Origin of the sequence: Adhaeribacter pallidiroseus (genome assembly GCF_003340495.1) — a bacterium.
GTDB classification, from domain to species: Bacteria; Bacteroidota; Bacteroidia; order Cytophagales; family Hymenobacteraceae; genus Adhaeribacter; species Adhaeribacter pallidiroseus.
In genome coordinates this window covers 2,060,512-2,085,381 of sequence record NZ_QASA01000001.1, presented here as the reverse complement: position 1 = coordinate 2,085,381, position 24,870 = coordinate 2,060,512, and the positions used below count along the sequence as shown (strand labels likewise).

The window sequence follows — 24,870 nt, the reverse complement described above, 5'->3', positions numbered from 1 at the left end:
ATACAAAGGTAGGCGTCTACTAACCCCCAAACCTGCGCGAAAACCAGGATTTAGTAAATTAAGTAGTACTGCGTACCATGCAATTTCAATGCAGCAACATGCGGTATCCCTCTTAAAACGAATACCTGGTATAAGCCGGTTTTTTAGCCGAAATAGATAAGCGACTGCCAGAAATTTTTAAATTTCAAAATTCCGGAAGGCAACCGGTTAAGACTAAAAATCTTAATAGAGGTATTTTTAGCGGAGTTTATGGATGTATGATGTGTAGTAGAATGTTGGGTTGTTTGATTACCACCTTAGAATAAAGGCAATACCAGCAAGAAGCAATTAAATTTTTAAATTTAGGTATTGGAAGGTTCTGCTGAAACGCTATTTACTGCTAATAAAGCTTTGTATTTGATTAATTTTAAAATTTTACAATTTTTTATCTTGTTTGTACCATGTAACCTTTAATTAAATTGAAGATGTTTAAATTCGACTGTATTTATCGTTTACGTTACCAGCTTAATATCCGCTTTCTCTTATGAAGTTACTTTTTACCCTGTCATTTTTTCTATTTTCCATAAACAGCCTTTTCGCACAGAATGGCTTGGTGAAGGGGCGCATTATGGCCAACGGAGAGCCGCTGATTTACGCCTCCGTTGGAATTGTGGGTACCCGCCTGGGCGCGACTTCCAACGATAAAGGCTATTACGAAATTAAAAATGTACCACCGGGTACCGTGGAAGTAGGTGCTTCGAGTGTAGGCTACCAATCCGAAAAAACTTCGGCTACTGTAAGCGCCGGTGCTACGGTGGTACTGGATTTTACCTTGCAGGAAATATCCTCTCGGCTGGAAGAAGTAGTGGTAACCGGCGTTACCCGGGCTACCGAAGTTAAAAAGAGTCCGATTCCGATTGCTACAATTTCCAAAAAAGAAATCAACATTAATGTTAATTCCAATATAATAGATGCAATCGTAAAAGGCGTACCCGGCGTCAGCGCCACCACTACTGGGCCGAATATATCAAAACCTTTTATCCGGGGTTTGGGCTACAACCGGGTATTAAACATGTACGACGGCATCCGGCAAGAAGGGCAACAATGGGGCGATGAACACGGCACCGAAGTAGATCAATACGGCATCGAAAGAGCCGAGGTAGTAAAAGGCCCGGCTAGTCTCACCTACGGATCAGATGCTTTAGCGGGCGTTATCAATATGATTCCGGCAGTACCCAAAGGCGTAGATGGTAAATTAAAAGGTGATTTTTTAACCGATTGGCACAGCAACAACGGTTTAATTGGCAATTCCCTAGGCATATCCTATAATAAAAGCGGGTGGACGTATTACTTACGCGGCACCCAGAAAAGAGCGCATAATTACCGGAATAGCGTAGATGGTTTCGTGTACGGCAGCGGCTACCGCGAATATAACGTAAGTGGCACCATCCGGTTAGATAAGAGCTGGGGCTTTTCGCAACTTTCCGCTACGCTCTACGATAATCTGCAGGAAATACCCGATGGCAGCCGCGATTCGCTGAGCCGTAAATTTACCAAGCCGGTGCTGGAAGGAATTCAGGATGACGTAAAAAAACGTCCTTTAGTGCCGGAAAACGATTTAAAAACGTACGCAATCGGAACTTTACACCAGGCTATTCAGCATTACCGGGTTTATACCCACAATCAGTTAATTATCGGGCAAGGCAATATCAATGCCTCTCTAGGGTTTCAGCAAAGCCGGCGGCGCGAGTTCCTTTTTCCAACGCTGCCGGACAAAGCCGCTTTATTTCTGGTTTTGAACACCATAAACTACGATTTGCGCTATAACCTGCCTACCTGGCATACGCTGGAAACTGCAGTGGGCGTAAATGGCATGTATCAAATAAATAAAAGTAAAGATGCTACCGATTTCCCCATTCCGGATTACAATTTATTTGATATTGGCGCTTTTGTGTTTACTAAAAAAAGTATCGGCAAATTTGATGTTTCCGGAGGTATCCGCTACGATACCCGCCATTTAACCTGGAACAACTTTTATACCGGCATTGATGCAGCTGGTTTGGGACAAAGAGTACCGGCTACTTTTCCGGATGCCTCTTTGCAATTTCCGGAATTTACGCACCAATACCACGGCATTTCCGGCAGTGTAGGCGCTACATATAATTTATCCGAAAGGCTGTTATTTAAGGCCAACCTGGCGCGGGGCTATCGTTCGCCCAACATTAACGAAGTAGGTTCGAACGGCTTAGATCCGGGGGCGCATATCCGGTACCAAGGCAACCGCGATTTTGTGCCGGAGTTTAATTTTCAGAAAGATATCAGCTTTTTAGCTTACCTGAAAAATTTGGATATTAGTGTGGAACTGTTTGATAACCGCATCAGTAATTATATCTTTCAGGCCCGGTTAAGCGACTCGCAAGGGCAGCCGGTAGTAGATGAACAGGGCAATCTGACTTACAAATACCAACAATCCAAGGCACAGCTTTATGGAGGGGAATTTACCTTAAATGTACATCCGGAATCGGTAAAATGGCTAAATTTTAATAATAGTTTGGCTTATGTTAAAGGATTAAACAAGAATGATGAATTGATAGAACAATACGGGAACGCGGCGAAGTACTTGCCTTTTATTCTGCCGCTGCACTTCCGGTCCGAAGTACGCGGCACTTTACGGAAATCAGTAGGTCCTTACACGGGTATTTACGCTCGCTTGGAACTTGATACCTATGCCCGGCAAAATCAAATCTATGCGGTAGATAATACCGAAACTCCTACGCCCGGTTATTCTTTAATAAATACCGGAATGGGTACTTCGGTAAAACAAAAATCCGGGCGTGTTTTCTGCCAGCTATTCTTTCAAGTAACTAATTTATTCGACAAAGCGTATCAGTCGCACTTAAACCGGCTCAAATACTTCGAGTACTACCAGGCATCGCCCACCAACCGAACTGGTATTTACAACATGGGCCGCAACTTCAGTGCGAAAATTATTATCCCATTTTAATGTTTGAAGCTGATAAAATTTTTAAAAAAGTATAAACAATTAAGGATATCCTTACTTCTGGTACTGAAAAGTAAGGATTTTTATTCATAAATATGTAAGTAACGCGTGATAGATTTATCTAAAGCTTGCCGGGCATTTTCTGGAATATGAGCTTCAAAAGCTCCGTAAATCCGGTCGAAACTTACCTTTGCCACCGCCTCTTGTATCCCTAAAATGCTTGGCTTATTTAAAGGAATCAGGTTCGGGTACGAATACATAAACGAAACCGACTGGCGATCCATGGCCACCTGTATCGTATCGCCGGAAAACAGAACGCCTTTACCATCTGCGCCATTGGGCCAATACAACACACTAGCTCCCGGAAAATGACCGCCGCATTTAATTAGTTGTAAATTATAATCTAGCAGTGGTTTCCTAGCGCCTTCCCAAAAATGCAGGCTAGAATCCGGCTGCATAACCCATTCTTTATCTAGCGCATGCAGGTACACGGGTACGCCACCAAATGCCTGGCTCCAATTAACCATGGTGGCAAAATAATGCGGATGAGAAATGGCGATTGCGGCAATTCCGCCTAATTGATTTATTTTTTCGATGGTTTCCTGGTCTAGCAAAGTAACACAATCCCAAAGAACGTTGCCCGCGGCCGTTTGGATTAAATGCGCTTTTTGACCGATAGCAAACCGGGGCGTAGTTTGAATCTGATAGACATTCGGCTCTACTTCTTGTATGTTGTTGCGGTAATACTGCTGCATTTGGGCTAAAGTGGTCCAGGTCTGGCCTTGCCAATTTACATATTGGCGGTCGTCGCAGCAAACGGTACAATACTCCGGTTTCTGCGTTTGGGCGGCATATTGCACGCCACAAGTAGTACAAATACAAGGCATCATGTTTCCAAAAAATATATAGGGGTTATAGATAATTTTTATGGAAGCAAATTAACAATGACAGCTATTTGCTAAAATTTTAAATTTCAAAAAATTTTTTATATATTTATGAACGATTGTTCATTCATAATATAACAACTACATGTCTACTAAGTTTGTACAGAAACGGGACGCCAGTATGCAATTGATTTTACAAGTTGGTTTAGATTTATTTGCCGAAAACGGATATTCTCCAACTACCATCCGAATGATTGCCGAAAAAGCCGGTATTTCTCTGGGTTTACTTTATAATTATTTTAAAAGTAAGGAGGAAGTTTTAAGAGCTATTTTTCAAAAAAACATAAGAGACATTCAAGCCGATTGGCGTAACAGCAAAGAATCAGACCAGGGAATTACTTTAAATAGGTTTATCCGCCAATTTTTTAAAAATGTAAAGAACAATAATCATTTCTGGATATTATTTTATGATCTAAGGTTATCCGGTACTACGGCCTTGGTTGTAACAAACGAAGTAAAAGAAATAGAAAGCGTGCTGCAGAAAATACTGGAAAATTGTTTAGTAGAGGCAGAAATTGCTTTCCCAGGTTTAGAAGCTAAATTACTCCTGGCTTCTTTGGATGGCGTGGCCCAACATTTTTTATTGCAGAACAGTTTTCCGGTGAATGATGTAGTTCATTTATTGCTGATGAAGTACCCACAACCCAATGCAAAATAAGGAAATAGCCATTATTTTAACCGTTGCTTAAACAAAAACCAACGATTATTTAACATATTAAACAAAATGAAGAATGCCGCTTGGTTAGATCCCCAGGAATATCCTTTTGGGCCAAATTATTTTGATGCGGGGCCGGGCCGAATACATTATGTGGATGAAGGTTCCGGTGAAACCATCGTTATGGTGCACGGTTCGCCGGTTTGGTCTTTTATTTACCGGAATTTGATCAAAGGCTTGCAGAATAAATACCGCTGCATAGCCCCGGATCTTTTAGGCTTTGGCTTCTCGGATAAACCGCGAAAATGGCTCTATACGCCGGCCGCTCACGCTGAAAATTTTACGAAACTAATCCAACATTTACAATTAAAGGACATTACCCTGGTAGTGCACGATTTCGGGGGCCCAATTGGATTAGATTATGCCATCCAATTTCCGGAAAATGTTAAACGCATTGTTGTTTTAAATTCCTGGCTTTGGCCTTTAAATAAAGATAAAAATATTAAGCAGGCCAGCCAGTTGTTTGGAAGTAGCTTCGGGAGAATATTGTACCAGTATTTCAATTTTTCGGCCCAGGTTTTACTGCCCCGTGGTTTTTACAATTCTAAAAATTTAACTCCGGAGATTAAGCAACATTATTTAAAACCACTGAGTAAACCTGCGCACCGGAGGGGCACCTGGCAGTTTGCCAAAGAACTTTTAGATTCCCAGAACTGGTATGCCACGCTCTGGCAAAATCATGCGGTTTTGGCTACCAAACCCATGCTGCTATTATGGGGTAAACACGACAAATTATTTCGCCGTTCTTTTCTACATAAGTGGCGCATGCATTTTTTGCAGGCCCAAGTAGTAGAACTGGAAGCCGGCCATTTTTTACAAGAAGAAAAACCCGCCGAAATTTTACAGGAGATTAAAGATTTTTTAAAAAATTAACCTTGCTCCTGGGTTCTAGTACCAAGATTTACTTCTGATGTCTTTGTTGTAATACTTGCACCACATCTTGTAGTTTTAAATCTGAAGCCGCCAAAAGAACTAACAAATGATACATGAGATCGGCCGCTTCTTCTTTCAGGCGTTCTTTATTGCCCGCTACCGCATCTATTACCGTTTCCACCGCCTCCTCGCCTACTTTTTGCGCTATTTTCTGAATGCCTTTTTCGAAAAGCAAGTTGGTGTACGATTTTTCCTGTGGGTTTTGGCGCCGGTCGTTAATAATATTTTCCAGGTAATCCAGAAAAGCAGCGGTAGGCTTGGTACCTGTATGGCTCTTATTTTCAGCTGATTCCGGGGAGTCGAAGCAGGTACGCGCCCCGGTATGGCAAACGGGCCCCACCGGATTAACTTTTATCAATAAAGTGTCTTGATCGCAGTCTAGGTGCATGCTAACCACATTTAAGAAATTTCCGCTGGTTTCGCCTTTGGTCCAAAGCCGGTTTTTAGTACGGGAGAAAAAAGTAACTACCTGCTCTTGCTGCGTTTTCTCATAAGCTTCCTGGTTCATAAAACCCAGCATCAAAACTTCCTGGGTGGTGTTGTCTTGAATAACGGCCGGCACTAATCCGCCGGATTTGGCAAAATCTAATAACATAATCGAATGGGTAAATGCTGACTGGCTAAATATTCTTTTAAAGAAGGAATAGGAATTTCGCCAAAGTGAAAAATACTGGCGGCTAAAGCGGCATCGGCCTCGGCCTGGTTAAATACATCCGCAAAATGCGCCATATTACCGGCGCCGCCGGAAGCAATTACCGGTATAGAAACCCCCCGCGACACGTCACCGGTAATATCTAAAGCGAAACCATTTTTGGTGCCATCGTGGCTCATAGAAGTAAGTAAAATTTCGCCGGCTCCTAAGTCGGTAATTTGTTTAGCCCAATTCAGGGTATAATGTTCGGTTTCCAAGGTGCCAGCCCGGCTAAAAACTTTCCAGCCAGTAGTGGTTAACTTCGTATCGATAGCCACTGTAATGCACTGGCTCCCGAAGCGTTTCGCTAAATCATACACTAGTTGGGGATCTTTGATGGCAGCAGAGTTTATGGATACTTTGTCGGCTCCTTCGCGTAGTAAAACTTCTACATCGCGAATAGCCCCAATGCCGCCACCCACGGTAAACGGAATATCGATGTGGCGGGCAATAGCACGCACTAATTGCGCAAAAGTTTTCCGTTCTTCGTTCGTAGCGGTAATATCTAAAAAAACCAGTTCATCCGCACCTTGCCGAGCATATTCCGCGGCTAGAGCCACCGGATCACCCGCATCCCGAATATTCTCGAACCGAATGCCTTTAACGGTGCGTCCGTTTTTAATATCCAAACAAGGAATTATTCTTTTCGTTAGCATACAAAGCGGTTTAAATCAGCTAAGGCAATCGTTCCTTCGTAAATAGCTTTGCCAATAATGGCTGCGGTTACACCCCCTGCATCAAGTTCCTCTAAATCCTGAATGGTAGTAACTCCACCGCTGGCAATAAAAGCTGCTCTGGGTGTACTTCTTACTAATTCAGCATACGTAGCGGTGGCCGGACCTTGCAATTTACCATCCTTACTAACATCGGTGCAGATAAAAGTTTTTGCTCCAACCGTCACATATTGATCAATGAAGTCCGTCAGTAAAACCGTGGATTGATCGGCCCAGGCATTAATAGCAATATAGTTATCTCGAAAATCTGCACCAATAATAATTTTTTCTGCCCCATACTTAACCAGCCATTCCTGCACTTTACCGGGTTCCCGCACCGCGATGCTGCCGGCGGTAATTTGGTGAGCCCCCGCGTTAAAAGCTTGCTGAATAGCTATATCGTTTTGAATGCCGCCCCCAAAGTCTATAGTTAAATTAGTTTGGGTAGCAATTGCTTCCAGCACCGCTAGATTTTTAGGCTCTTTTGCCCGAGCTCCATCTAAATCTACTAAGTGCAAACGCGTTAAACCTACTCCTTCAAATTGTTTAGCTACTTCTACCGGGTTGCTGGCGTAGGTTTTCTGCTGGGCAAAATCTCCTTCCGTCAGGCGCACGCACTGGCCGTTAATTATATCGATAGCGGGAATAATTTGGATCATAAAGCAAGAAAGTTCTCAATAATACGGGTACCGGTTGGGCCGCTTTTTTCTGTATGGAATTGCATGGCAAAAAAGTTCTTATATCGTACAGCCGCGCTAAAAGGCTCTGGGTAAGCACCAGTGGCGATGGTGTATTCACAAACGGGCAGGTAATAACTATGCACGAAATACACGTAATCCTGTTCTTTTACGCCGGCAAATAACTCGCCTTGCAAGTTAAATAAATTGTTCCAACCCATGTGGGGCACCTTTAAGTGATGCTGGAACCTTCTCACGTTAATCGGAATAATAGCAAGCATTTGCGTGTCGTTTTCTTCGGAGTGCCGGCAGAGTAATTGTATACCTAAACAAATTCCAAGAAACGGTTGGGTTAGTTCCGGAATTACTTTGTCTAAGCCCCGTTCCCGCAGCTCCTGCATGGCGGAGCTGGCTTCCCCTTCGCCCGGGAAAATAATTTTATCGGCTGATCGGATTACTTCGGCGTCAGCGGTTAAAGTTGCTTCTACGCCCAATCGCTCCAAGGCGAACTTTACCGATTGCACATTACCGCCTTTGTAATCAATAATTACGACACTCATTATAAAATACCTTTGGTACTCGGAATTTCCATTTTGTTCACATCGCGGGCTACCGCCATTTTTACGGATTTAGCTACGGCTTTAAAGATAGCTTCTATTTTATGGTGTTCGTTGGTGCCTTCGGCCTTTACGTTTAAGTTGCACTTAGCAGCATCGGAGAAAGATTTAAAAAAATGATAAAACATTTCGGTAGGCATATCTCCCACCCTTTCCCGTTTGAACTCGGCTTCCCAAACAATCCAGGGCCTACCCGAAAAATCCAATGCAACTTGCGCCAACACATCATCCATGGGCAATAAGTAACCATACCGGCTAATGCCTCTTTTATCGCCAAGCGCTTGCGCGAAAGCTTCGCCAATGGCAATAGCGGTATCCTCAATGGTGTGGTGTTCGTCGATGTGTAAATCCCCGTTTACCTGGATGCGCATGTCTACCCCGGAGTGTTTACTTAGTTGTTCCAGCATGTGATCGAAGAAACCCAAACCGGTATGGATTTGCATGTTGCCCGTTCCGTCTAGATTAAGATCTACTTGTATTTTGGTTTCGTTCGTATTCCGAATAATGGAAGCTTTACGAGCAGGCAAACGTAAAAATTTAAAAATATCGTCCCAACTGGTTGTTGACAAGGCAGCTTCCGGATTAATGTTATGATGTAGGTAAATAGCTTTACAGCTCAGATTTTTAGCCAGTTGTATATCGGTTAACCGATCACCAATCACGTAAGAATTCCCTAAATCATAACCTTCGCTTAAATACCTTTGCAACAATCCTAAACCCGGTTTTCGGGTTGGTAAATTTTCGTGTTCAAAGCTTTTATCAATCAGGATATCCGAAAAGGTAATGCTTTCTCCAGCCAGGATTTCTAGCATTTTGTTCTGGTATGGCCAAAACGTTTCTTCGGGATAAGAAGAAGTTCCTAAACCATCCTGATTCGTGACCATTACTAATTCGTAGTCTAACTCTTTGCTGATCTGACGCAGATTATAAATTACTCCCGGTATAAAGGAAAACTTATCAAAGGAATCAACCTGGTAATCCGTGGATGGCTCCACGAGTATCGTTCCATCCCGATCAATAAATAATACTTTTTTCATTAAAAATTTTCTAATAACGCTTTTTAAAAAACTTTAAATAACTCATAATGTGTTGAATATAAGGTTCGCATTAAACCTGAAGACCAACCTATAAATTAAAATATTTTAAAGTTTTTACCAGTTTTTCGTTTTCTGCTTTGGTACCCACCGAAATACGCATACAATTATAACAACCGGGCTGGTTAGTGCGGTTACGTACCACAATACCGGCTTGCAACAAGTACTTGTAAATAGCATTCGCATCCGTAACTTCTACCAAAATAAAGTTGGCATCGGAAGGATAAACCTTTTTTACGACAGTTAGTTTTTTTAATTCTTTTATCAGGATAGACCGGTTTTCTTTTATTTCCTGAATCATGTCCTGCAAGCGCTCGGTGCTTTGTAATGCCTGCAAAGCAATTTCCTGGGTAGCTTCGTTGATATTATAAGGTGGTTTAATCTTATCCAAAAAAGAAATAATTTCTTCGGAGGCAAAGGCCATTCCTAACCGTAAAGCAGCCATGCCCCAGGCTTTGGAAAATGTTTGTAATACTACCAGGTTCGGGAATTCGATTAAGTGCTTCGTCCAGCTTTCTTCCGATGAAAAATCAATGTACGCTTCATCTATCACCACCAAACCGTTAAACGATTGCAAAATATATTCGATTGTGCTGCGATTGATTAAGTTACCACTCGGGTTATTGGGCGAGCAGATAAATACGATTTTGGTTTCGGAATGAATTTGTCCTTGCAGCATATTCCGGGTAAGCTGGAAATCAGCATCTAGCTTCACCTGACGCAATTCTATATCATTTAAATTAGCCGATACTTCGTACATCCCGTAGGTTGGACCAAAAGCTAAAATCTGGTCGTGACCGGGTTGGCAAACCAGCCGAATCAGTAAATCGATTGCTTCGTCGGAGCCGTTGCCTAAAAAAATCTGTTCAGGCCTTACTTCTTTAATTTGGGCAATTTTTGTTTTTAAAGCTTTTTGATGCGGGTCTGGGTAGCGGTTGTAATGTTGGCTCGCCGCCATGCTGCCCAGGCTGTTTTCGTTGGCATCAATAAAAATGCTGGCTTCGCCTTTAAACTCATCCCGAGCGGAAGAGTAAGGTTTCATGCCCCGAATATTGGGGCGAACTAAGTTGGTAAGTTTAAACATGGGCTAAACTTTTTAAACGAATACTTACGGCTTGTTGGTGTGCATCCAAGCCTTCGGCCGCGGCCAACACTTCTACGTGCGGCCCAATTTGTTGTAAACCTTGGGAGGTAAGGTGCTGGAACGTAATTTTTTTAACGAAAGAATCTAAGGACACGCCGCTGTACGCCCGGGCATACCCGTTGGTGGGCAAAGTATGGTTGGTTCCGGAGGCATAATCCCCCACCGACTCCGGGCTGTATGGCCCCAGAAAAACCGAACCGGCATTTATTACTCCTACGGCTACTTGTTCGTAATTTTTAACAGATAATATCAAATGCTCGGGTGCGTATAAATTTGAAAATTCGAGCATTTCGGCGGTACTGCTTAGAATTATTCCCAAACTGTTGTTTAAGGTTTTAGTAACAATTGTTTGGCGTGATAAATAAGCCGCTTGATCTTCTAAAGCTTGTTCTACGGCTTGTAAAGTTTGCTCCGAGGTAGTCAGTAATACCACTTGGGAATCGGTGCCGTGCTCGGCTTGCGACAATAAATCGGCGGCTACAAAAGTTGGATCAGTGGTCTCATCGGCCATTACCAAAACTTCGGAAGGCCCGGCGGGCATATCAATGGCAACGCCGTATTTACCGGCCATTTGTTTGGCTACTGTAACATATTGGTTTCCTGGTCCGAATATTTTGGAAACGGCCGGCACCGTGCTGGTACCAAAAGTTAGAGCCGCAATTGCTTGGCTGCCGCCTACTTTTACGATGGTGTCTATACCCAATAACGAAGCCGTAAACAAAATAGCCGGATGAACGGAACCGTCTTTGGCCGGTGGCGTGCATAATACAATTTGCTGACAACCTGCTAATTTGGCCGGAACACCTAACATTAAAAGTGTGGAAAATAAAGGAGCCGTTCCGCCCGGAATGTACAAACCTACTTTTTCGATGGCCACGCTTTTGCGCCAGCACGTTACGCCCGGCATGGTTTCCACGGGGGTAAATTCCTCTTGTTGCGCTTCGTGAAAAGTTTTAATATTTTGATAAGCCTGCTGTATCGCTTTTTTTAAATTTTCAGCAATAAGGCTGCTCGCGGCGTTAAATTCTTCGGGCGTAACTAGTAGTTTAGTAAGTTCCACTTTATCAAACTGAGCCGTAAACTGCAATAAAGCTTCGTCACCGGTCAGGCGAACCTGTTCAAAAACCGATTTAATTTGCGCTTCTAGAGTTTCGTAATCTTGTACCGGCCGCTTTACCAGGTTGGGCCAGCTACCGCGATCCGGGTATTTAACTTTTTTTAACATTACAATATCATTTTCTCGATGGGCACCACCAAAATACCTTGAGCGCCGGCCTCTCGTAACTTTTCAATTATTTCCCAAAAATCATCTTCGTTTACTACCGAATGCACCGAACTCCAGCCTTCTTCGGCTAAAGGCAAAATAGAGGGAGCCTTCATGCCGGGTAATAAAGATTTAATATGCGGAATGGCCTGATTGGGCGCGTTTAGTAAAATGTATTTGGCTTTCTGCGCTTTCCGTACGGCATCAATCCGAAATAAAAGTTGATCTAAGAGCTGCTGTTTTGCAGTAGCTAAATTTTGATGCGCAATTAACACCGCCTCTGACCGGAATACCGTTTGTACTTCCCGTAAGCCGTTGCTGATTAAGGTACTACCCGAGGATACAATATCGCAGATAGCATCGGCTAAGCCAATACTGGGAGCAATTTCTACGGAGCCGCTAATCGTGTGGATGTGGGCTTGCACCCCTTCGCCGGATAGATAAGTTTGCAGTAAATTAGGGTAAGAGGTAGCAATGTTTTTACCCTCCAAAGCTGTAATGTCGTCGAAAGCTTCGTTTTTGGGTACCGCTATGGATAAACGGCAGCGCGAAAAACCTAGCTTTTGCACCTGCAACTCTTCCCGACCTTCTTCCACCAACACGTTTTCGCCCACGATACCAATGTCGGCCACGCCATCGGCCACGTACCCGGGAATATCATCATCCCGCAAAAATAAAATTTCCAAGGGAAAATTGGTGGCTTCGGTTTTAAGTTTTAGAGAAGAATTAATAAAAGAAATACCGCATTCCCGAATAAGATTAAGGGAGTCTTCGCTTAATCTACCCGACTTTTGAATGGCTAATCGAATCATATATTTTATAAAAGCTTCCTGTTGATAATAGTTTTACAAAGCTGTTTACCAGAATAGCAGCGAAAACAGGAGTTTCCTCCTAACCGGTAATCAAGAATAATTAATACCGGAAGGAATGATGGTAATGGTGGAAATGCACAGCAAAAGCAAACGCGGGAAAACGCGTTGTAAGATGGAGGTTAAAAGTTTTTTTGCTGTTGTTCTTCATTGGGTGGTGCAAATGTAAGCTAGAATTTGAATTATAAAAATTTAAACAGAAATTTTTGGCTCCTTAAATTAGGGTACTTGTACGCAATTTGGTAATTTGCGGTTATTTAGTAGTATTTAAATCATATTTATATGAAGCTAGGCTTGTACTGCCAGATAAAATAATATCATCCTGTTTACTTGTTAATCTAATAATCATTTTCGGGAAAAATTTACGTTAAGTAAGTATCTGTTTTATTCACTATAATACCAAAGTATGATGCGGATTGTTCTGGTTTCTATTTGTTTTAGCTTTATTTTACTAACACAATCGGTTTTAGCCCAATTACGTTTACCGCAGCCTAGCCCGGCCGCTACCATTATGCAAACCATTGGCCTAACCGATGTAATTATAAAATACCATACACCGGGAGTGAAAAACCGGAAAATTTGGGGAGAATTAGTGACTTACAATCAAGTTTGGCGCACTGGCGCCAACGAAGCAACTTTAATAACCTTTTCGGACCCAGTGACGATAAACGGAGAAAAGGTAGATGCCGGAACTTACAGTTTATTTTCTTTTCCCGCAAGTGCTGATTCGTGGTGGCTGATCTTTAACAAAAATTTAAAATCATGGGGCACCGAAGGCTACGACTCGAAAGAAGATGTGATCCGGGTAAAAGCGCAGAGCAAGGAAATTCCTTTTCAGGAAACATTTCAGTTTGCTTTTAATGAGATTACGCCTACTTCCGGTATTTTAAGCTTTGTTTGGGAAAAAAAACAAGTTCTGGTAAAAATAGAAGTAAACACCGATAAAAAAGCAGTAGCCTTACTGCAGGAAGATCTTAAAAACGCGAAACCCGGCGATTGGCAAATATACGCGCAAGCCACGAACTATTTAATTCAAAAAAATATGGAGCACGAACTGGCTCTGCAGTGGATTGATAAGTCTTTGGCCATGAACGAAAACTTTTATAATAACTGGGTAAAAGCCCAATTATTAGCGCAGAAAGAAGAATACGAGGGAGCGGTAGATTTGTGCAAAAAAGCCATTAAACTTGGGAAGAAAACCCAGGAGGAATTTAAAAAGTACGAGTCCGACATAGAACAAAACATTAGTATTTGGAAGTTTAAACGGCACGAAGGGGACGCTAATTAACCGCCAGAAGTTGTTGGTTGCTAGTTGTTCGTACAACAAATTTGTCGGAACCCCTATTTTAAAATTATTTAAACTTTAAACTACTTTTTAAAAGTATTTAACTTAAATAAAAACAAAGGCGACCAAAACTGGTCGCCTTTGTTTTTTTAAAACCTAGTAATCTTGTACAAGTACTGAGCTAGAAACTAGGAACGAGCATTAGAAATCAAACTCTTTCTTTGATTTACATTCCGGATACTACCTATTACTGGTTATTTATTTAATGGTGAAATAGCAATTTGACTAACATTACGTTTATAGTAAAATACCACGTAGAAATTTAAATTTTTAAAATTGGTTTTGCAAGGCTTTATTTTGTCGCTTTTCACTGAGATTAAAACCGAGCAATAAAACGCAAATTAACCAGCCTCGAAGATAAGTAATTTGGTACGGCATAGGTTACATTATAAATATCCTTTAAGTAGGAGTAAGAAACCACGTTGTTAGCCGCAATTAGGTTTAAAACCTCTAAACTCAACCACAAGCTTTCTAAGCTTTTGCCTGAACCGGATTCGCTCGCCCGAAAGGTTAATAGTTTAGAAAAACCAACATCTACGCGCCGGTAAAAAGGCATGTTAAACTGGTTCCGCAAAGACTCATTCCCGGGAGGACTAAAAGGTAATCCGGTACCCACTACTCCATTTAAATATAATTTCAGACTAGGATTATTAGGAATATGGTCCTGAAAATAAAATCCGAAGGTAACCCGTTGATCCGTGGGGCGACGAAGGTACCCAAGTGGTTGCTTATTTATTTTTTTAAAAGTTTCTAAATCGTAAATGGTAGAATCGCCCGCTATGTTTTCTTTGGTGGACATTATTCCTATGCTAAACCACGATTCGGCTCCGTTGATAAATTCCCCATTTACGCGCAAATCTAAGCCAGCCGCGTAAGCTTTAGCATTATTTTGGGCAAAGTAGCGGAGGCGCACATTATCTACTTCGTAAGGCACTACGTTGCTTAAATTTTTAAAATAAATTTCGGTACTCAACTTAAAAGGGCGCGACCATTGTATAAAATGATAATCAGCACCTAATACCAAGTGCAGCGACTTTTGTGCTTTCAGATTAGTATTCAGTTCTGCGGCAGCGTTTCGAAGCTCGCGGTAAAAAGGAGGTTGGTAATAATAACCCGCCGCCGCCTTAAAAATCCAATCTGGTTTACGAGGCAATATAGCCGTATACTGTACCCGCGGACTGATTAGCCATTCCTGATTTACCGTCCAATAGTTGGTCCGAATACCGTAAGTAAGGGAACGCAGGGAATCGATCTGCCAGGTGTGTTGCCCAAAGGCCTGGTACCGGAAAGAATGCAGATTTAATTGGGAGGCTACATGCCGGTTTAAGGTTATAAAATCCGCCGAATCCGTTAAACTGTATTCTTTAACGGCATCCCCGACTATTTCCCGGCTAAATTTAAAGCCTGCTTGTAGGTTACTCTGGTTGCTGGGTTGCCAGGTATACCGATTTTCCAGGGTAAAAATTTTGGCGGTAAGCGTGTTGCGCGCATGTTCGAAATTAGTACCGGCTTCCACGTTGCGCACTACATCATTTTTAACTTTAACCCGATTATCCAGGGGTGCAACCTCATAAAAGGCGTAGGTGGCCGCAATATCCCGTAGTTCCCTTTCGCGGGTTAAAAGGGCACTTCCAATAATCTCGGTAGATACACTTTTTTTAAAAAAATGCTTTAAATGAACACCTCCCTGGTAGGTTTCGTATTCCATTCTTTCGTAGCCGTTAAACTGAATACCCAAGCGTACAATCCGGTCGGTGGTGCCAAAGGAAGTTTCGCGGTAGCTGGGTATTACTTCGTACCGGTTGCGCGCCACACTCGCCAGTATTCCTATAGTTGTTTTTGGTTGGTTGGTTTGCGGAAGAAGTTTTTTCGATAAGTTGTGCGTGATGTAAGCTTGCGCATCTAAAAAGTTAGGCTGGTAGTTCCCGTTGGTTTCTAAAGAGTTAAATACCAATTGCGGATTCTTGTAACGCACACCCAGCAAGTAGGTAGTTCGTTTGTTTTTAGAAATGGTTTCTAAGTGCAGCGCTCCGCCCATTAATCCACCGGTAACCGATCCGGCAAATTTCCGAGGTTTTTTGTACTCGATGCTTAACACCGAAGAAAGTTTATCGCCGTAAAGCGGCTGCCAGCCACCCGTCGAAAATTGAATATTTTGTACTAAATCCGGGTTAACAAAACTAAGTCCTTCTTGCTGCGCATTACTCACCAGGAATGGCCGGTAAATCTCCATACCGTTCACGTAAACTAAATTCTCGTCGTAGTTACCACCCCGCACCGAATAGGTAGAACTTAACTCGTTATTACTGACTACTCCCGGCAACGTTGCTAATACTTTGTTAAAATCATTAAACACCGACGGCATTTCCTTACTAATTCGGGGGTTCAACCGCATCGTATTGTTGGAGGAAGTGCCTGTGTAAGAATTAACTCCGGAAATAGTAATTGTAGAAAGATTTTGGGAATTAGAAACTAACATAACTTTAATTTCTTTGGCCAGCAGAATTGTTTTATTAATCTGAACAACTTGCTCCCGAAAACCAATGAACTTTACCTGAATAAAAACTTCCTGGCCAGTTGGAATAGTTAATGTGAACTTACCCTGGGCATTGGTTTGGGTTCCACGGGTATTTCCTTTAATAGTTACATTGGCGTATTGGAGCGGAGTACCGATTTCATCTACCACTAGCCCGGTAAGGGTAGTTGTTTGACCAAAAACTAAAACGGGAAACAAAAGGCAAAACAGCCAGAGAACCGGCTTTACAAGCATAAGCGGGCTAAATCAGGTACTTAAATTACTTAAATTTAAAATAGTTTGCAGCGGATTAGTAGCCTGGAAAACAAAAGAACCAGCCACCAGCACATCGGCCCCGTGTTGTAACAGTAACGGCGCCGTTTCCTCGTTTACGCCCCCATCAATTTCAATCAAAGCCTGGGCATTTTTCGCCAAGATTAATTCACGGAGTGCGGCTACTTTTGGGTAGGTATGCGTTATAAATTTCTGGCCCCCAAAACCCGGATTTACCGACATCAGGCAAACTAAATCAATATCCTGAATAATATCTTCTAACAAAGCAACGGGCGTATGCGGGTTTAAGGCCACCCCAGCCTTACAATCAACTGCTTTTATTTGTTCTACTACCCGGTGCAAGTGCGTACAAGCTTCGTAATGTACTGTTATGTTACTGGCACCCGCTTTTTTAAAATTTTCAATGTAGTACTGGGGTTCGGCTATCATTAAATGGACATCCAAGGGTTTGCGGGCGTGCTTATGCACCGCTTCTAACACCGGTAAACCGAAAGAAAAATTAGGTACAAACCGACCATCCATAATATCACAATGGATCCATCCGGCGGCACTTTGGTTCAACATTTCTATTTGAGCCTGTAAATTGGCAAAATCTGCCGCGAGAATGGAAGGAGCAATAATTGGTTTCATGCGGTAAATATAGGCCCTTCTTTGATCTACTTTTGTTAGCCAGGTTACAAATTATATTTATTGTTTTAAAAAACGGATGGTCTCGGAACGATTAATTCCCGAAATAACGCAATGATAGATACCCGGCGCTAATCCTTTTAACTCAAAAGTAACGAAAGTACGGTCTGATTTTATTTTATTGTAATGATAGGAAAACGTGCTTACTTCCTGTCCGATGGCATTAAACAAGCGAATCTCGGTATTTTGATCAGCAGTAACCGGCATTAAAACAGTAAAGTGATTTTCTGAGACCGGGCTAGGAAATAATTTAAAATTATTATTTAATTCTCCTTCTAACTGATCGGCTAACGTTTGTGCCCGGATATAATTCGGTATCCCAAAACCTAATTGGTTATCGGGTTGTTTGGCCTGAGTTCCCGACAATTTCAAATAATCCATAACTTGTAAGTTAGTTAATTGCCGATTAGCTTGCCAGAATCCGGCTACTAAACCGCAGATAATAGGCGCCGAAAAAGAAGTGCCATTGGCTTTAATTACATTACCCGCCGGGTTAATAACCGCCGCCAATAAACCCTGACCAGATAAATCAGGTTTAATCCGCTTATCGTAAGTGGGACCGATGGAACTAAATACGGCTCGTCGGCCTAGGGAATCAGTAGCGCCAATACTTAATACCGAGTCGGCATCGGCCGGAGCGGTGATGTATTGCCAGGGATCGTTGCCTTCGTTGCCGGCACTCACCACTACTAACATACCTGTAGCGGCAGCAAAATCGGCGGCGCGGGTACTAATTGCTTTATCCCCGTTCATATCCGCGTACGTATAACTGGTATTTGCGCCGTCGAACAGATTGTAGCCCAAAGAAGTTTGAATAATATCTACGCCCATGCTGTCGGCAAACTCCGCGGCTAACAACCAATTTACTTCCTCCAAGCGTTGTTCCCGGCTAACATCTTCGGTAATAAACAAAGAATAATTGGCCTGAGGAGCCGTACCGACAAACACGTTGGGCACATTGGCGGCTAAAGTAGAAAGCACTTCGGTACCGTGGCTATCCTTTTCGTAAACGCCAGTGTTTTTATCTACAAAATCGAAAGTAGCTGTAATTTTATTATTGCTGAACAAATGAGCAAAAGCAGAGACCCGGTTAACCCCCGAAAACCCTCCGTCAAAAACGGCTATGCTCATTCCTTCGCCCCGGAACCCGGCCTGGTGCATTTCGGGTACGCCAATAAGTTTAGCCTGGCTGGTAGCTTCGCCGAATACCAGTTGTTTATAACTGAGCGATTGTCCGGTTTTTTTAAATTTTTGGGTGGCAGCTCGCTTTTGACCACTTGTGGAAGCACTCTTACCACGGCGTTGTGCTACTGTTTCGGCAGTTTTGATAAAGGGGAGCATTTTTATTTTTCGAAAAGTAGTGGTATCGCATTGTATCAAAGCTCCGTTGAACCAACGGGAAGTGTACCACACCTTTGCGCCTGCTTGCTTTAATTGCGCAACGTAGGCGGGAGTAACCGGCAAGTCGCGGGTAATTACCGGAATTTGGTAACGTTCGCGCCGTTGAATAGCACTGGTGGATAGGAATTGCTGGGGTTGCTGGATGGTAAAAGGATTGTTAGCTTTATCTTTAAAATAAACAAATTGCTTGTAAACAGCATCACTACCCGAGTTAGTCTGGCTCCAAGCGGATAAGAAATTTAAAAAAGTAATAAGTAAAATCAATCCCGCTCTCATGAATAACTATTGGGAAAAACCATGTTCTTCTAATCTCTCAATTTGTTTTATTCCGGTTATAATAAATTTACTGCCTATTTCACAGCCATTTTGCCGGTCCGGATCGGAACAATATTGGAAGGCTAGTTTTTGCTTATAAATCCGGCCTACGCCGTAACCGTAAACCTCATGACCATCCTGCTTCTCAATCGCGTTGTCATTTGCTAATTGCACCACTTTTACGGTATTAGCATAATTTATCCCGTTAACGACCGTAGGCTGCCTCGTGTTAGCAAAAAAATAGAAAGTTTCTTCTGCTGGATTAGTAAGGGATGATTGCGAATTAAAGATATGCGCATTCCATTTCTTACCTTCTAATACCGGAAAAATAAAGGAAACAACTCTCCGGTTATTTTGCGTTAAGCGTACATCCGATGCTGATTTATTTACCACGAAAACCGAATCCTGGCTCCATGCATCGGCAGGAGTATTGCGGCGTGAACGGGTAAACTTATACGTATCTTCGCCGGCCAAATCCCGGAATACCGTATCAATCTGCTCCCGGACGTAGTAACTTACCGAATCGGTGGCTTGCTCGGCAAATTGATTTTGGTACCGGGTTTGGGTAACCTTATAAATCCAATATTCACCGGTTTTTAGAGGATAGTACTTTAAACCTAAAGCTTCCGGTTCTATAGGCACATCTTCGGTACAGCTACCTACCAAAAAAAGAAGACCGCAGATCAGTAGCCAACGATTCATGATTCTTCGGAATTTTTAAAGATTATAGCTGGCTTCGATCCAGCCACCGCCGATTACATCGTTGCCTTCGTAAAATACCGCGGCTTGGCCGGGAGCAATAGCGTGTACCCCGCGGTTAAATTGTACTTCCATTTTATCTCCTACCTGCGTAATAATGGCGTCGGTGCCGGAATCGTTGTAACGAACTTTGGTGATAGACGGAGTAGGTTTATCTATTAGGTCAGGGTATTTACTTAAAGTTAATTTTCCTACGCGCATGGCGTTTTTAGCTAAATCATCGTAATTACCCAAAATAACCCTATTATTATCCTTCTCAATTTTAGTTACATAGGCCGGGAAACCTAAAGCAATACCTAAACCTTTCCGTTGCCCGATAGTGTAAAACGGATAGCCTTCGTGTTTGCCTACTACGGTACCATCTTCCAGTACAAACTCCCCGCCGGCTACTTCGCTTTGTAAAGCGGGCACCCGCCTTTTCAAGAAACCCCGGTAATCATTGTCCGGAATAAAACAAATTTCGTAAGACTCCGGTTTTTGCACTAATTCTAAAAATCCTCTTTCCACCGCCATTTCCCGAATTTCTGTTTTTCGTAAATCACCCAAAGGAAATATAGTCCGGCTGAGGCTGGCTTGCGAAATACCCCACAAAGCATACGATTGATCTTTATTTTCGTCCAGACCTTTTGAAATAACAAAACGCTCGTTCTTCTGCCGGATTTTGGCGTAATGCCCCGTGGCAATAAAATCGCAGCCCAGCTTATCCGCCCGGCGTAAAAGTGAATCCCATTTTATATGGGTATTGCATAAAACGCATGGGTTGGGCGTACGTCCGGCCAGGTATTCATCGGTAAAATGATTGATCACGTAATCGCCAAATTCTTCCCGGATATCAATAATATAATGCGGAAAACCTAAAGATACGGCAATGTTACGGGCATCATTTATGGAATCGAGGCTGCAGCAACCCGTTTCTTTTTTACTACCACCAGCCGAAGCATAATCCCAGGTTTTCATGGTCATGCCTACTACTTCGTACCCTTGCTCGTGCAGCATTACCGCAGCCACCGAAGAATCGATGCCGCCACTCATAGCTACTAGAACCCTACCTAATTTACTCATTATGAAAAGTATACTTTAATCTACTACTTAAAAAATTGTTTGCAAATATATTAACAACCTTTCAGTAATATAAGTTTAGGACAGGATATTAGTGCTAAAGAACCAATAGTTGCCCCGATATTCTGTTGTTTTATAAATCTTTTTAAAAAATTCCGTACGGATTACCGAAATACTTCTTTATTTTGACCAAAGGAACAGATTTTTAAATTTCTAATTAAACAGGAAACCTTTATGGCTTTAATCACTTCGGTAATTGTAAATGGGATTAATAATTTAAGTGATGCCCGTTATTGCGCTGGAATGGGGGTAGATATGATTGGTTTTAACTTGGATGATTCGCAACCCGGTTACATGTCACCGACGGACTTACAGGATATTGTGGGCTGGGTTTCGGGGGTAAAGTTGGTGGGAGAATTTAGAAAAACGCCGGTTGAACAAATTAACGAATTAGTAGATTCCTGTCATCTGGATTACGTGCAGCTCAATAAACAATACTTAATTGACGAAATTCAGCAGATAAAATGTCCGGTTATCCAACGGGCTCATTTTACGAAAGATACCATTGAAAGTGAACTAGTAGAGGAAATGCACCTGTACAAAGATCATGTAGCTTACTTTCTAGTTTTTTCTGAAGATTATACTACCATTGACGATACCAATCTCCGGTTTTTACAAGATTTAGCCCGCGATTTTAAAGTGCTTATTGGCTTAGGCATTAGCAAAGAAAACGCAATGGAGGTTTTACAACAAATAAACCCCGCTGGGATTGGCCTGCAAGGGGGCCAGGAAATTAAACCTGGTTTAAAAGACTACGACACGCTCCAGGAAATTTTTGAAGTACTGGAAGAAGTTTAATTATTTAGTCCATAGTCCACGGACCATAGATCACATTTTTTAAAATTCAATTGCAGTAAATAAGTACAGAAATCTTATTTTCAACTTTTGACTAAAGTTTGTGGACAATCAATGATGGCTTATGAAAATCAACTATCGTGTATATTGTAAATACTTGATTGTTTGGCCTTCTGCTAAAAACCGTTTTTCATAGGTGGTTTGAATACCCAAAGTATTTTGCTGTAAGTCAGAGGCGTATAAATCAAATGTGTACCGCAGGTTTTTCGCTTCCCGCATTTTGAGCAAGTCTAGAGTAAACTCGAATAAAGCTAAATCATCGGTTTTAAAATGAATGAGACTGCTTGGTTTCAACAAAGATTCATAAATATCTAAAAACCGGGTGGAGGTTAAACGCTTTTTTTCTTCGCCTTTCCGCGGCCGGGGATCGGGAAATGTAATCCAGATTTCGCTAATCTCGCCGGGGGCAAATTGCTCTGGTAATAACTCAATAAAATTGCGCAGAAAGGCCACGTTGGTGAGGCCTTGCTCCTGCGCCAGGCAACTTCCTTTCCATATCCGGGATCCTTTAATATCGACCCCGATGAAATTTTTATTCGGAAATAAATTGGCCATGCCAATGGTATAATCGCCTTTGCCACACCCAATTTCTAAAATAATTGGGTAATCATTTTGAAAGTAGCTTTCGTGCCACTTGCCTTTTATATTTTCAAAAAGTGGTTTTCCTGCTTCCAGAACCAGATCGCTCTCCGCGATTTCTTTAAACTTTGCTAATTTCGATCGAGCCATTCTGATTTATAATTCTTCTATTTCTGCCACCACAAAGGTACTACCGCCGATAAAAACAATATCTTCTTGGCTAGCATTTCTTTTAGCTGCTTGTACAGCATCGGGAACGGTAGCAAACGATTCACCTGATAAACCGGCTGCATCCGCTAATTTTATTAATTCATCTACCGGTAAAGCCCGGGGTATTTGAGCTTGACAAAAGTAGTATTGGTATTCCGCCGGCAATAATTTTAAAATTTCGCTCACGTCTTTATCCTGTACAGCACCAAAAACAAAATGCACCTGGTTATTTTGTGTTGTGGCTTGTAATTGTTCTACTACCTGCTTAATGCCATCTATATTGTGCCCGGTATCGCAAATTACCAATGGATTTTCTTGTAATATTTGCCAACGCCCTTTAAAACCCGTTAATTTCTGCACACGGGCTAAACCGCTCAGCAAGTCGTTATCCGAAATAAGATAACCCTGATCCCTTAAAATATCCACTATAGCTAAAACTCCCGGCAGGTTGTACCGCTGGTAATTACCCATTAAATCAATAGCCATTTTCTCAAATAGAATCTTATTACCTTTTTCTACTCGAAAGAATTGATTTTTTAAATTTTTTTCTAAAAAGGTAATAGTGTATAGCTGATCGGCAAATAGTAATGGCGATTTTGTTTCGGCTGCTTTAGATCTGAAAACCTGGCTTATCTCGGGTTGCGTTTTACTAACTACGGCAGGTACTAAAGGCTTAATGATGCCCGCTTTTTCCGCAGCAATGCTCGGCAAATCATTCCCCAGCAAACTTTGGTGATCCAGGCTAATGTTGGTTATTAAGGAAGCGAGCGGTGTAATGATATTGGTAGAATCTAACCTGCCTCCTAGCCCAACTTCTATGATGGCTATATCTACTTTTTCAACGGCAAAATATTGAAAAGCTAAGGCAACGGTCATTTCAAAAAAAGAAGGTTTCACCTGAGCAAATAAATTCTGGTGCTTTTCTACGAAAGTAACGACGTATTTTTGTGGAATATCCTGGCCATCTATTTTAATTCGTTCGGTAAAATCTTTTAAATGCGGTGAAGTATACAACCCGGTTTTGTAACCAGCTTGCTGCAAAACCGCAGCCAGCATATTAGAAGAACTGCCCTTACCGTTAGTTCCCGCTACATGCACCGACTTAAAGTTTTGCTGCGGATTACCCAAAGCAAAACATAGATCTTCAGTATTTTGCAAGCCTTTATTAAAAGCAATATTGCCGACGCGGTGAAACATCGGCAAGTGCTGGTACAAATAAGAAAGACATTCCGAATAGGTCATGCCTATAATCTGATTTTTTAAATTTTTTACTTAGCCCGGATGATAAACCGGATGGTTCCGGTAGCGCCTACGCTGGCGGCCGTTTTCGGAGAAGTCCGGCTAAAGGTAGTCCGGTAAATTTCGTCGCGGTACAATTTTTCTAATTCCTGCGAAACATTACCGCTCAATCTTCGCACCGATTCCACTTCGCCTTCTTCGTTAATAGTAATCCGGAAAACCAATTCGCCGGTTTCGTTAGAGGTATCGTTCGGTCGGGGCTCCCGGTCGTAACCCCAACCGGGCATGTTTAAGGAACCAGAGCCGCTCCCACCCGTGCCGGTACCCGGTTTACCGTACAAAGCTTTTGAATTTAACGAACCATTCGGATCACCTTGGTCACCTACTTTGCCGGGCCGGTCGCCGTTGTTATTTCCGGTAGCATTATTGCTGGTGCCCGCCGTACCATTGCCAGAACCACTAGTAGCCGCCGACTTACCCGGGTATAGGGCTTTGGGCTTTTCTTCTATTTTAATTTCTTCTTTGGGCTGTTCTACCACTTTGGGTTGCGGCTTTTCAATTACTTTCACGTTCACCGGGCTTTCTTCGTCGGTGGTAAGCAACTTTTCTTCTACGGCTTCTTTTATCGGTTCGGGTTTAACCTCGGGTTGCGCTACTTTAGCGGGTTGGGCCGGTGCCGGCCGGCCATCTTCCTTGTTGGGTGATTCGTTGGCCGGTGCGGTCGTTTGCACGTTACCAAATCCTTCAGCATCGATACCGTAATTCAGCACAATTCCGTCTCCCCCAGATAAGGGAGGTTGCGGTTGCCTTAAAATGATAAAGAAAAACAGCGCCAATAGCCCCGCGTGAAAAAGCAGGGTAACCAGCAAACCATATTTCTTATAATCTTCTTCTTCTGCGACCATCCTAAT

The 24,870-nt window shown here is 42.4% G+C and carries 22 protein-coding genes; 5 read left to right on the top strand and 17 right to left on the bottom strand.

Translation table 11 applies throughout. From position 1 onward, the window contains the following. Positions 1-523: 523 nt before the first annotated feature. Positions 524-2,983: a TonB-dependent receptor gene (locus AHMF7616_RS08190; RefSeq protein WP_115372442.1), complete on the top strand. Its 2,460-nt coding sequence runs from the start codon at positions 524-526 to the stop codon at positions 2,981-2,983. An 80-nt stretch (positions 2,984-3,063) separates the two neighbouring features. Here AHMF7616_RS08190 and AHMF7616_RS08185 read toward each other — a convergent pair whose 3' ends face one another. After that, on the bottom strand, positions 3,064-3,870 hold the full coding sequence (locus AHMF7616_RS08185) for an MBL fold metallo-hydrolase (protein ID WP_115372441.1): 807 nt from the start codon (positions 3,868-3,870) through the stop codon (positions 3,064-3,066). A gap of 139 nt (positions 3,871-4,009) precedes the next feature. Here AHMF7616_RS08185 and AHMF7616_RS08180 point away from each other — a divergent pair, with 139 nt between their 5' ends. Both AHMF7616_RS08180 and AHMF7616_RS08175 read left to right on the top strand, forming a co-directional pair. Then, positions 4,010-4,582 carry a TetR/AcrR family transcriptional regulator gene (locus tag AHMF7616_RS08180; protein ID WP_115372440.1) on the top strand — a complete coding sequence of 191 codons (573 nt, stop codon included), beginning with the start codon at positions 4,010-4,012 and terminating at the stop codon, positions 4,580-4,582. Positions 4,583-4,648: 66 nt separating this feature from the next. Continuing rightward, the gene (locus tag AHMF7616_RS08175) at positions 4,649-5,512 is read left to right on the top strand and encodes an alpha/beta fold hydrolase (protein ID WP_115372439.1); all 864 of its coding nucleotides are present in this window, start codon (positions 4,649-4,651) and stop codon (positions 5,510-5,512) included. A gap of 28 nt (positions 5,513-5,540) precedes the next feature. On the opposite strand, the gene hisIE is transcribed toward AHMF7616_RS08175, so the two are convergent. The 8 genes from hisIE to hisG all read right to left on the bottom strand — a co-directional run bounded on the left by hisIE (position 5,541) and on the right by hisG (position 12,584). Then, positions 5,541-6,167: a bifunctional phosphoribosyl-AMP cyclohydrolase/phosphoribosyl-ATP diphosphatase HisIE gene (gene hisIE, locus AHMF7616_RS08170; RefSeq protein ID WP_115372438.1), complete on the bottom strand. Its 627-nt coding sequence runs from the start codon at positions 6,165-6,167 to the stop codon at positions 5,541-5,543. Continuing rightward, a complete protein-coding gene (hisF, locus tag AHMF7616_RS08165; protein WP_115372437.1) occupies positions 6,158-6,919 on the bottom strand; it encodes an imidazole glycerol phosphate synthase subunit HisF in 762 nt (253 codons plus the stop codon). Before hisF ends, hisIE begins: the two co-directional genes overlap by 10 nt. Continuing rightward, positions 6,913-7,635, bottom strand: a complete 723-nt coding sequence (gene hisA, locus AHMF7616_RS08160) for a 1-(5-phosphoribosyl)-5-[(5-phosphoribosylamino)methylideneamino]imidazole-4-carboxamide isomerase (RefSeq protein ID WP_115372436.1) — start codon at positions 7,633-7,635, stop codon at positions 6,913-6,915. The genes hisF and hisA overlap by 7 nt, the downstream gene beginning before the upstream one ends. Beyond that, the gene (gene hisH, locus AHMF7616_RS08155; RefSeq protein ID WP_115372435.1) at positions 7,632-8,213 is read right to left on the bottom strand and encodes an imidazole glycerol phosphate synthase subunit HisH; all 582 of its coding nucleotides are present in this window, start codon (positions 8,211-8,213) and stop codon (positions 7,632-7,634) included. Before hisH ends, hisA begins: the two co-directional genes overlap by 4 nt. After that, positions 8,213-9,307, bottom strand: coding sequence for a bifunctional histidinol-phosphatase/imidazoleglycerol-phosphate dehydratase HisB (gene hisB / locus AHMF7616_RS08150; protein WP_115372434.1), 1,095 nt, complete (start codon positions 9,305-9,307; stop codon positions 8,213-8,215). Before hisB ends, hisH begins: the two co-directional genes overlap by 1 nt. Before the next feature lie 88 nt (positions 9,308-9,395). After that, the gene (hisC, locus tag AHMF7616_RS08145; protein WP_115372433.1) at positions 9,396-10,448 is read right to left on the bottom strand and encodes a histidinol-phosphate transaminase; all 1,053 of its coding nucleotides are present in this window, start codon (positions 10,446-10,448) and stop codon (positions 9,396-9,398) included. Then, positions 10,441-11,733 (bottom strand): histidinol dehydrogenase, encoded by a 1,293-nt coding sequence (gene hisD / locus AHMF7616_RS08140; protein ID WP_115372432.1) that lies wholly within the window; start codon positions 11,731-11,733, stop codon positions 10,441-10,443. Before hisD ends, hisC begins: the two co-directional genes overlap by 8 nt. Beyond that, positions 11,733-12,584, bottom strand: coding sequence for an ATP phosphoribosyltransferase (gene hisG, locus AHMF7616_RS08135; RefSeq protein ID WP_394335763.1), 852 nt, complete (start codon positions 12,582-12,584; stop codon positions 11,733-11,735). The genes hisD and hisG overlap by 1 nt, the downstream gene beginning before the upstream one ends. 463 nt (positions 12,585-13,047) lie before the next feature. On the opposite strand from hisG, the gene AHMF7616_RS08130 reads away from it, so the two are divergent. After that, positions 13,048-13,929: a DUF2911 domain-containing protein gene (locus tag AHMF7616_RS08130; RefSeq protein ID WP_115372430.1), complete on the top strand. Its 882-nt coding sequence runs from the start codon at positions 13,048-13,050 to the stop codon at positions 13,927-13,929. Positions 13,930-14,302: 373 nt separating this feature from the next. Here AHMF7616_RS08130 and AHMF7616_RS08125 read toward each other — a convergent pair whose 3' ends face one another. The 5 genes from AHMF7616_RS08125 to mnmA are packed head-to-tail and all read right to left on the bottom strand — an operon-like array spanning position 14,303 to position 21,019. Continuing rightward, positions 14,303-16,720 carry a TonB-dependent receptor gene (locus tag AHMF7616_RS08125; protein WP_233507405.1) on the bottom strand — a complete coding sequence of 806 codons (2,418 nt, stop codon included), beginning with the start codon at positions 16,718-16,720 and terminating at the stop codon, positions 14,303-14,305. A gap of 48 nt (positions 16,721-16,768) precedes the next feature. Next, entirely contained in the window at positions 16,769-17,425 is a 657-nt protein-coding gene (rpe, locus tag AHMF7616_RS08120) for a ribulose-phosphate 3-epimerase (RefSeq protein WP_115372428.1), read from the bottom strand. A 57-nt stretch (positions 17,426-17,482) separates the two neighbouring features. Continuing rightward, on the bottom strand, positions 17,483-19,159 hold the full coding sequence (locus AHMF7616_RS08115; RefSeq protein ID WP_115372427.1) for a S8 family serine peptidase: 1,677 nt from the start codon (positions 19,157-19,159) through the stop codon (positions 17,483-17,485). Positions 19,160-19,165: 6 nt separating this feature from the next. Beyond that, positions 19,166-19,900: a hypothetical protein gene (locus tag AHMF7616_RS08110; RefSeq protein WP_115372426.1), complete on the bottom strand. Its 735-nt coding sequence runs from the start codon at positions 19,898-19,900 to the stop codon at positions 19,166-19,168. A 15-nt stretch (positions 19,901-19,915) separates the two neighbouring features. After that, the gene (gene mnmA, locus AHMF7616_RS08105; RefSeq protein ID WP_115372425.1) at positions 19,916-21,019 is read right to left on the bottom strand and encodes a tRNA 2-thiouridine(34) synthase MnmA; all 1,104 of its coding nucleotides are present in this window, start codon (positions 21,017-21,019) and stop codon (positions 19,916-19,918) included. Between the two features lie 231 nt (positions 21,020-21,250). Between mnmA and trpF the strand changes: the two genes are divergently transcribed. Beyond that, a complete protein-coding gene (gene trpF / locus AHMF7616_RS08100; protein ID WP_115372424.1) occupies positions 21,251-21,874 on the top strand; it encodes a phosphoribosylanthranilate isomerase in 624 nt (207 codons plus the stop codon). Positions 21,875-22,006: 132 nt separating this feature from the next. On the opposite strand, the gene trmB is transcribed toward trpF, so the two are convergent. The 3 genes from trmB to AHMF7616_RS08085 are packed head-to-tail and all read right to left on the bottom strand — an operon-like array spanning position 22,007 to position 24,864. Continuing rightward, positions 22,007-22,660 (bottom strand): tRNA (guanosine(46)-N7)-methyltransferase TrmB, encoded by a 654-nt coding sequence (gene trmB / locus AHMF7616_RS08095; RefSeq protein WP_115372423.1) that lies wholly within the window; start codon positions 22,658-22,660, stop codon positions 22,007-22,009. A 6-nt stretch (positions 22,661-22,666) separates the two neighbouring features. Then, positions 22,667-23,962 carry a bifunctional folylpolyglutamate synthase/dihydrofolate synthase gene (locus AHMF7616_RS08090; protein ID WP_199474154.1) on the bottom strand — a complete coding sequence of 432 codons (1,296 nt, stop codon included), beginning with the start codon at positions 23,960-23,962 and terminating at the stop codon, positions 22,667-22,669. Positions 23,963-23,988: 26 nt separating this feature from the next. Beyond that, positions 23,989-24,864, bottom strand: a complete 876-nt coding sequence (locus AHMF7616_RS08085; protein ID WP_115372422.1) for a hypothetical protein — start codon at positions 24,862-24,864, stop codon at positions 23,989-23,991. Between the last annotated feature and the right edge of the window lie 6 nt (positions 24,865-24,870).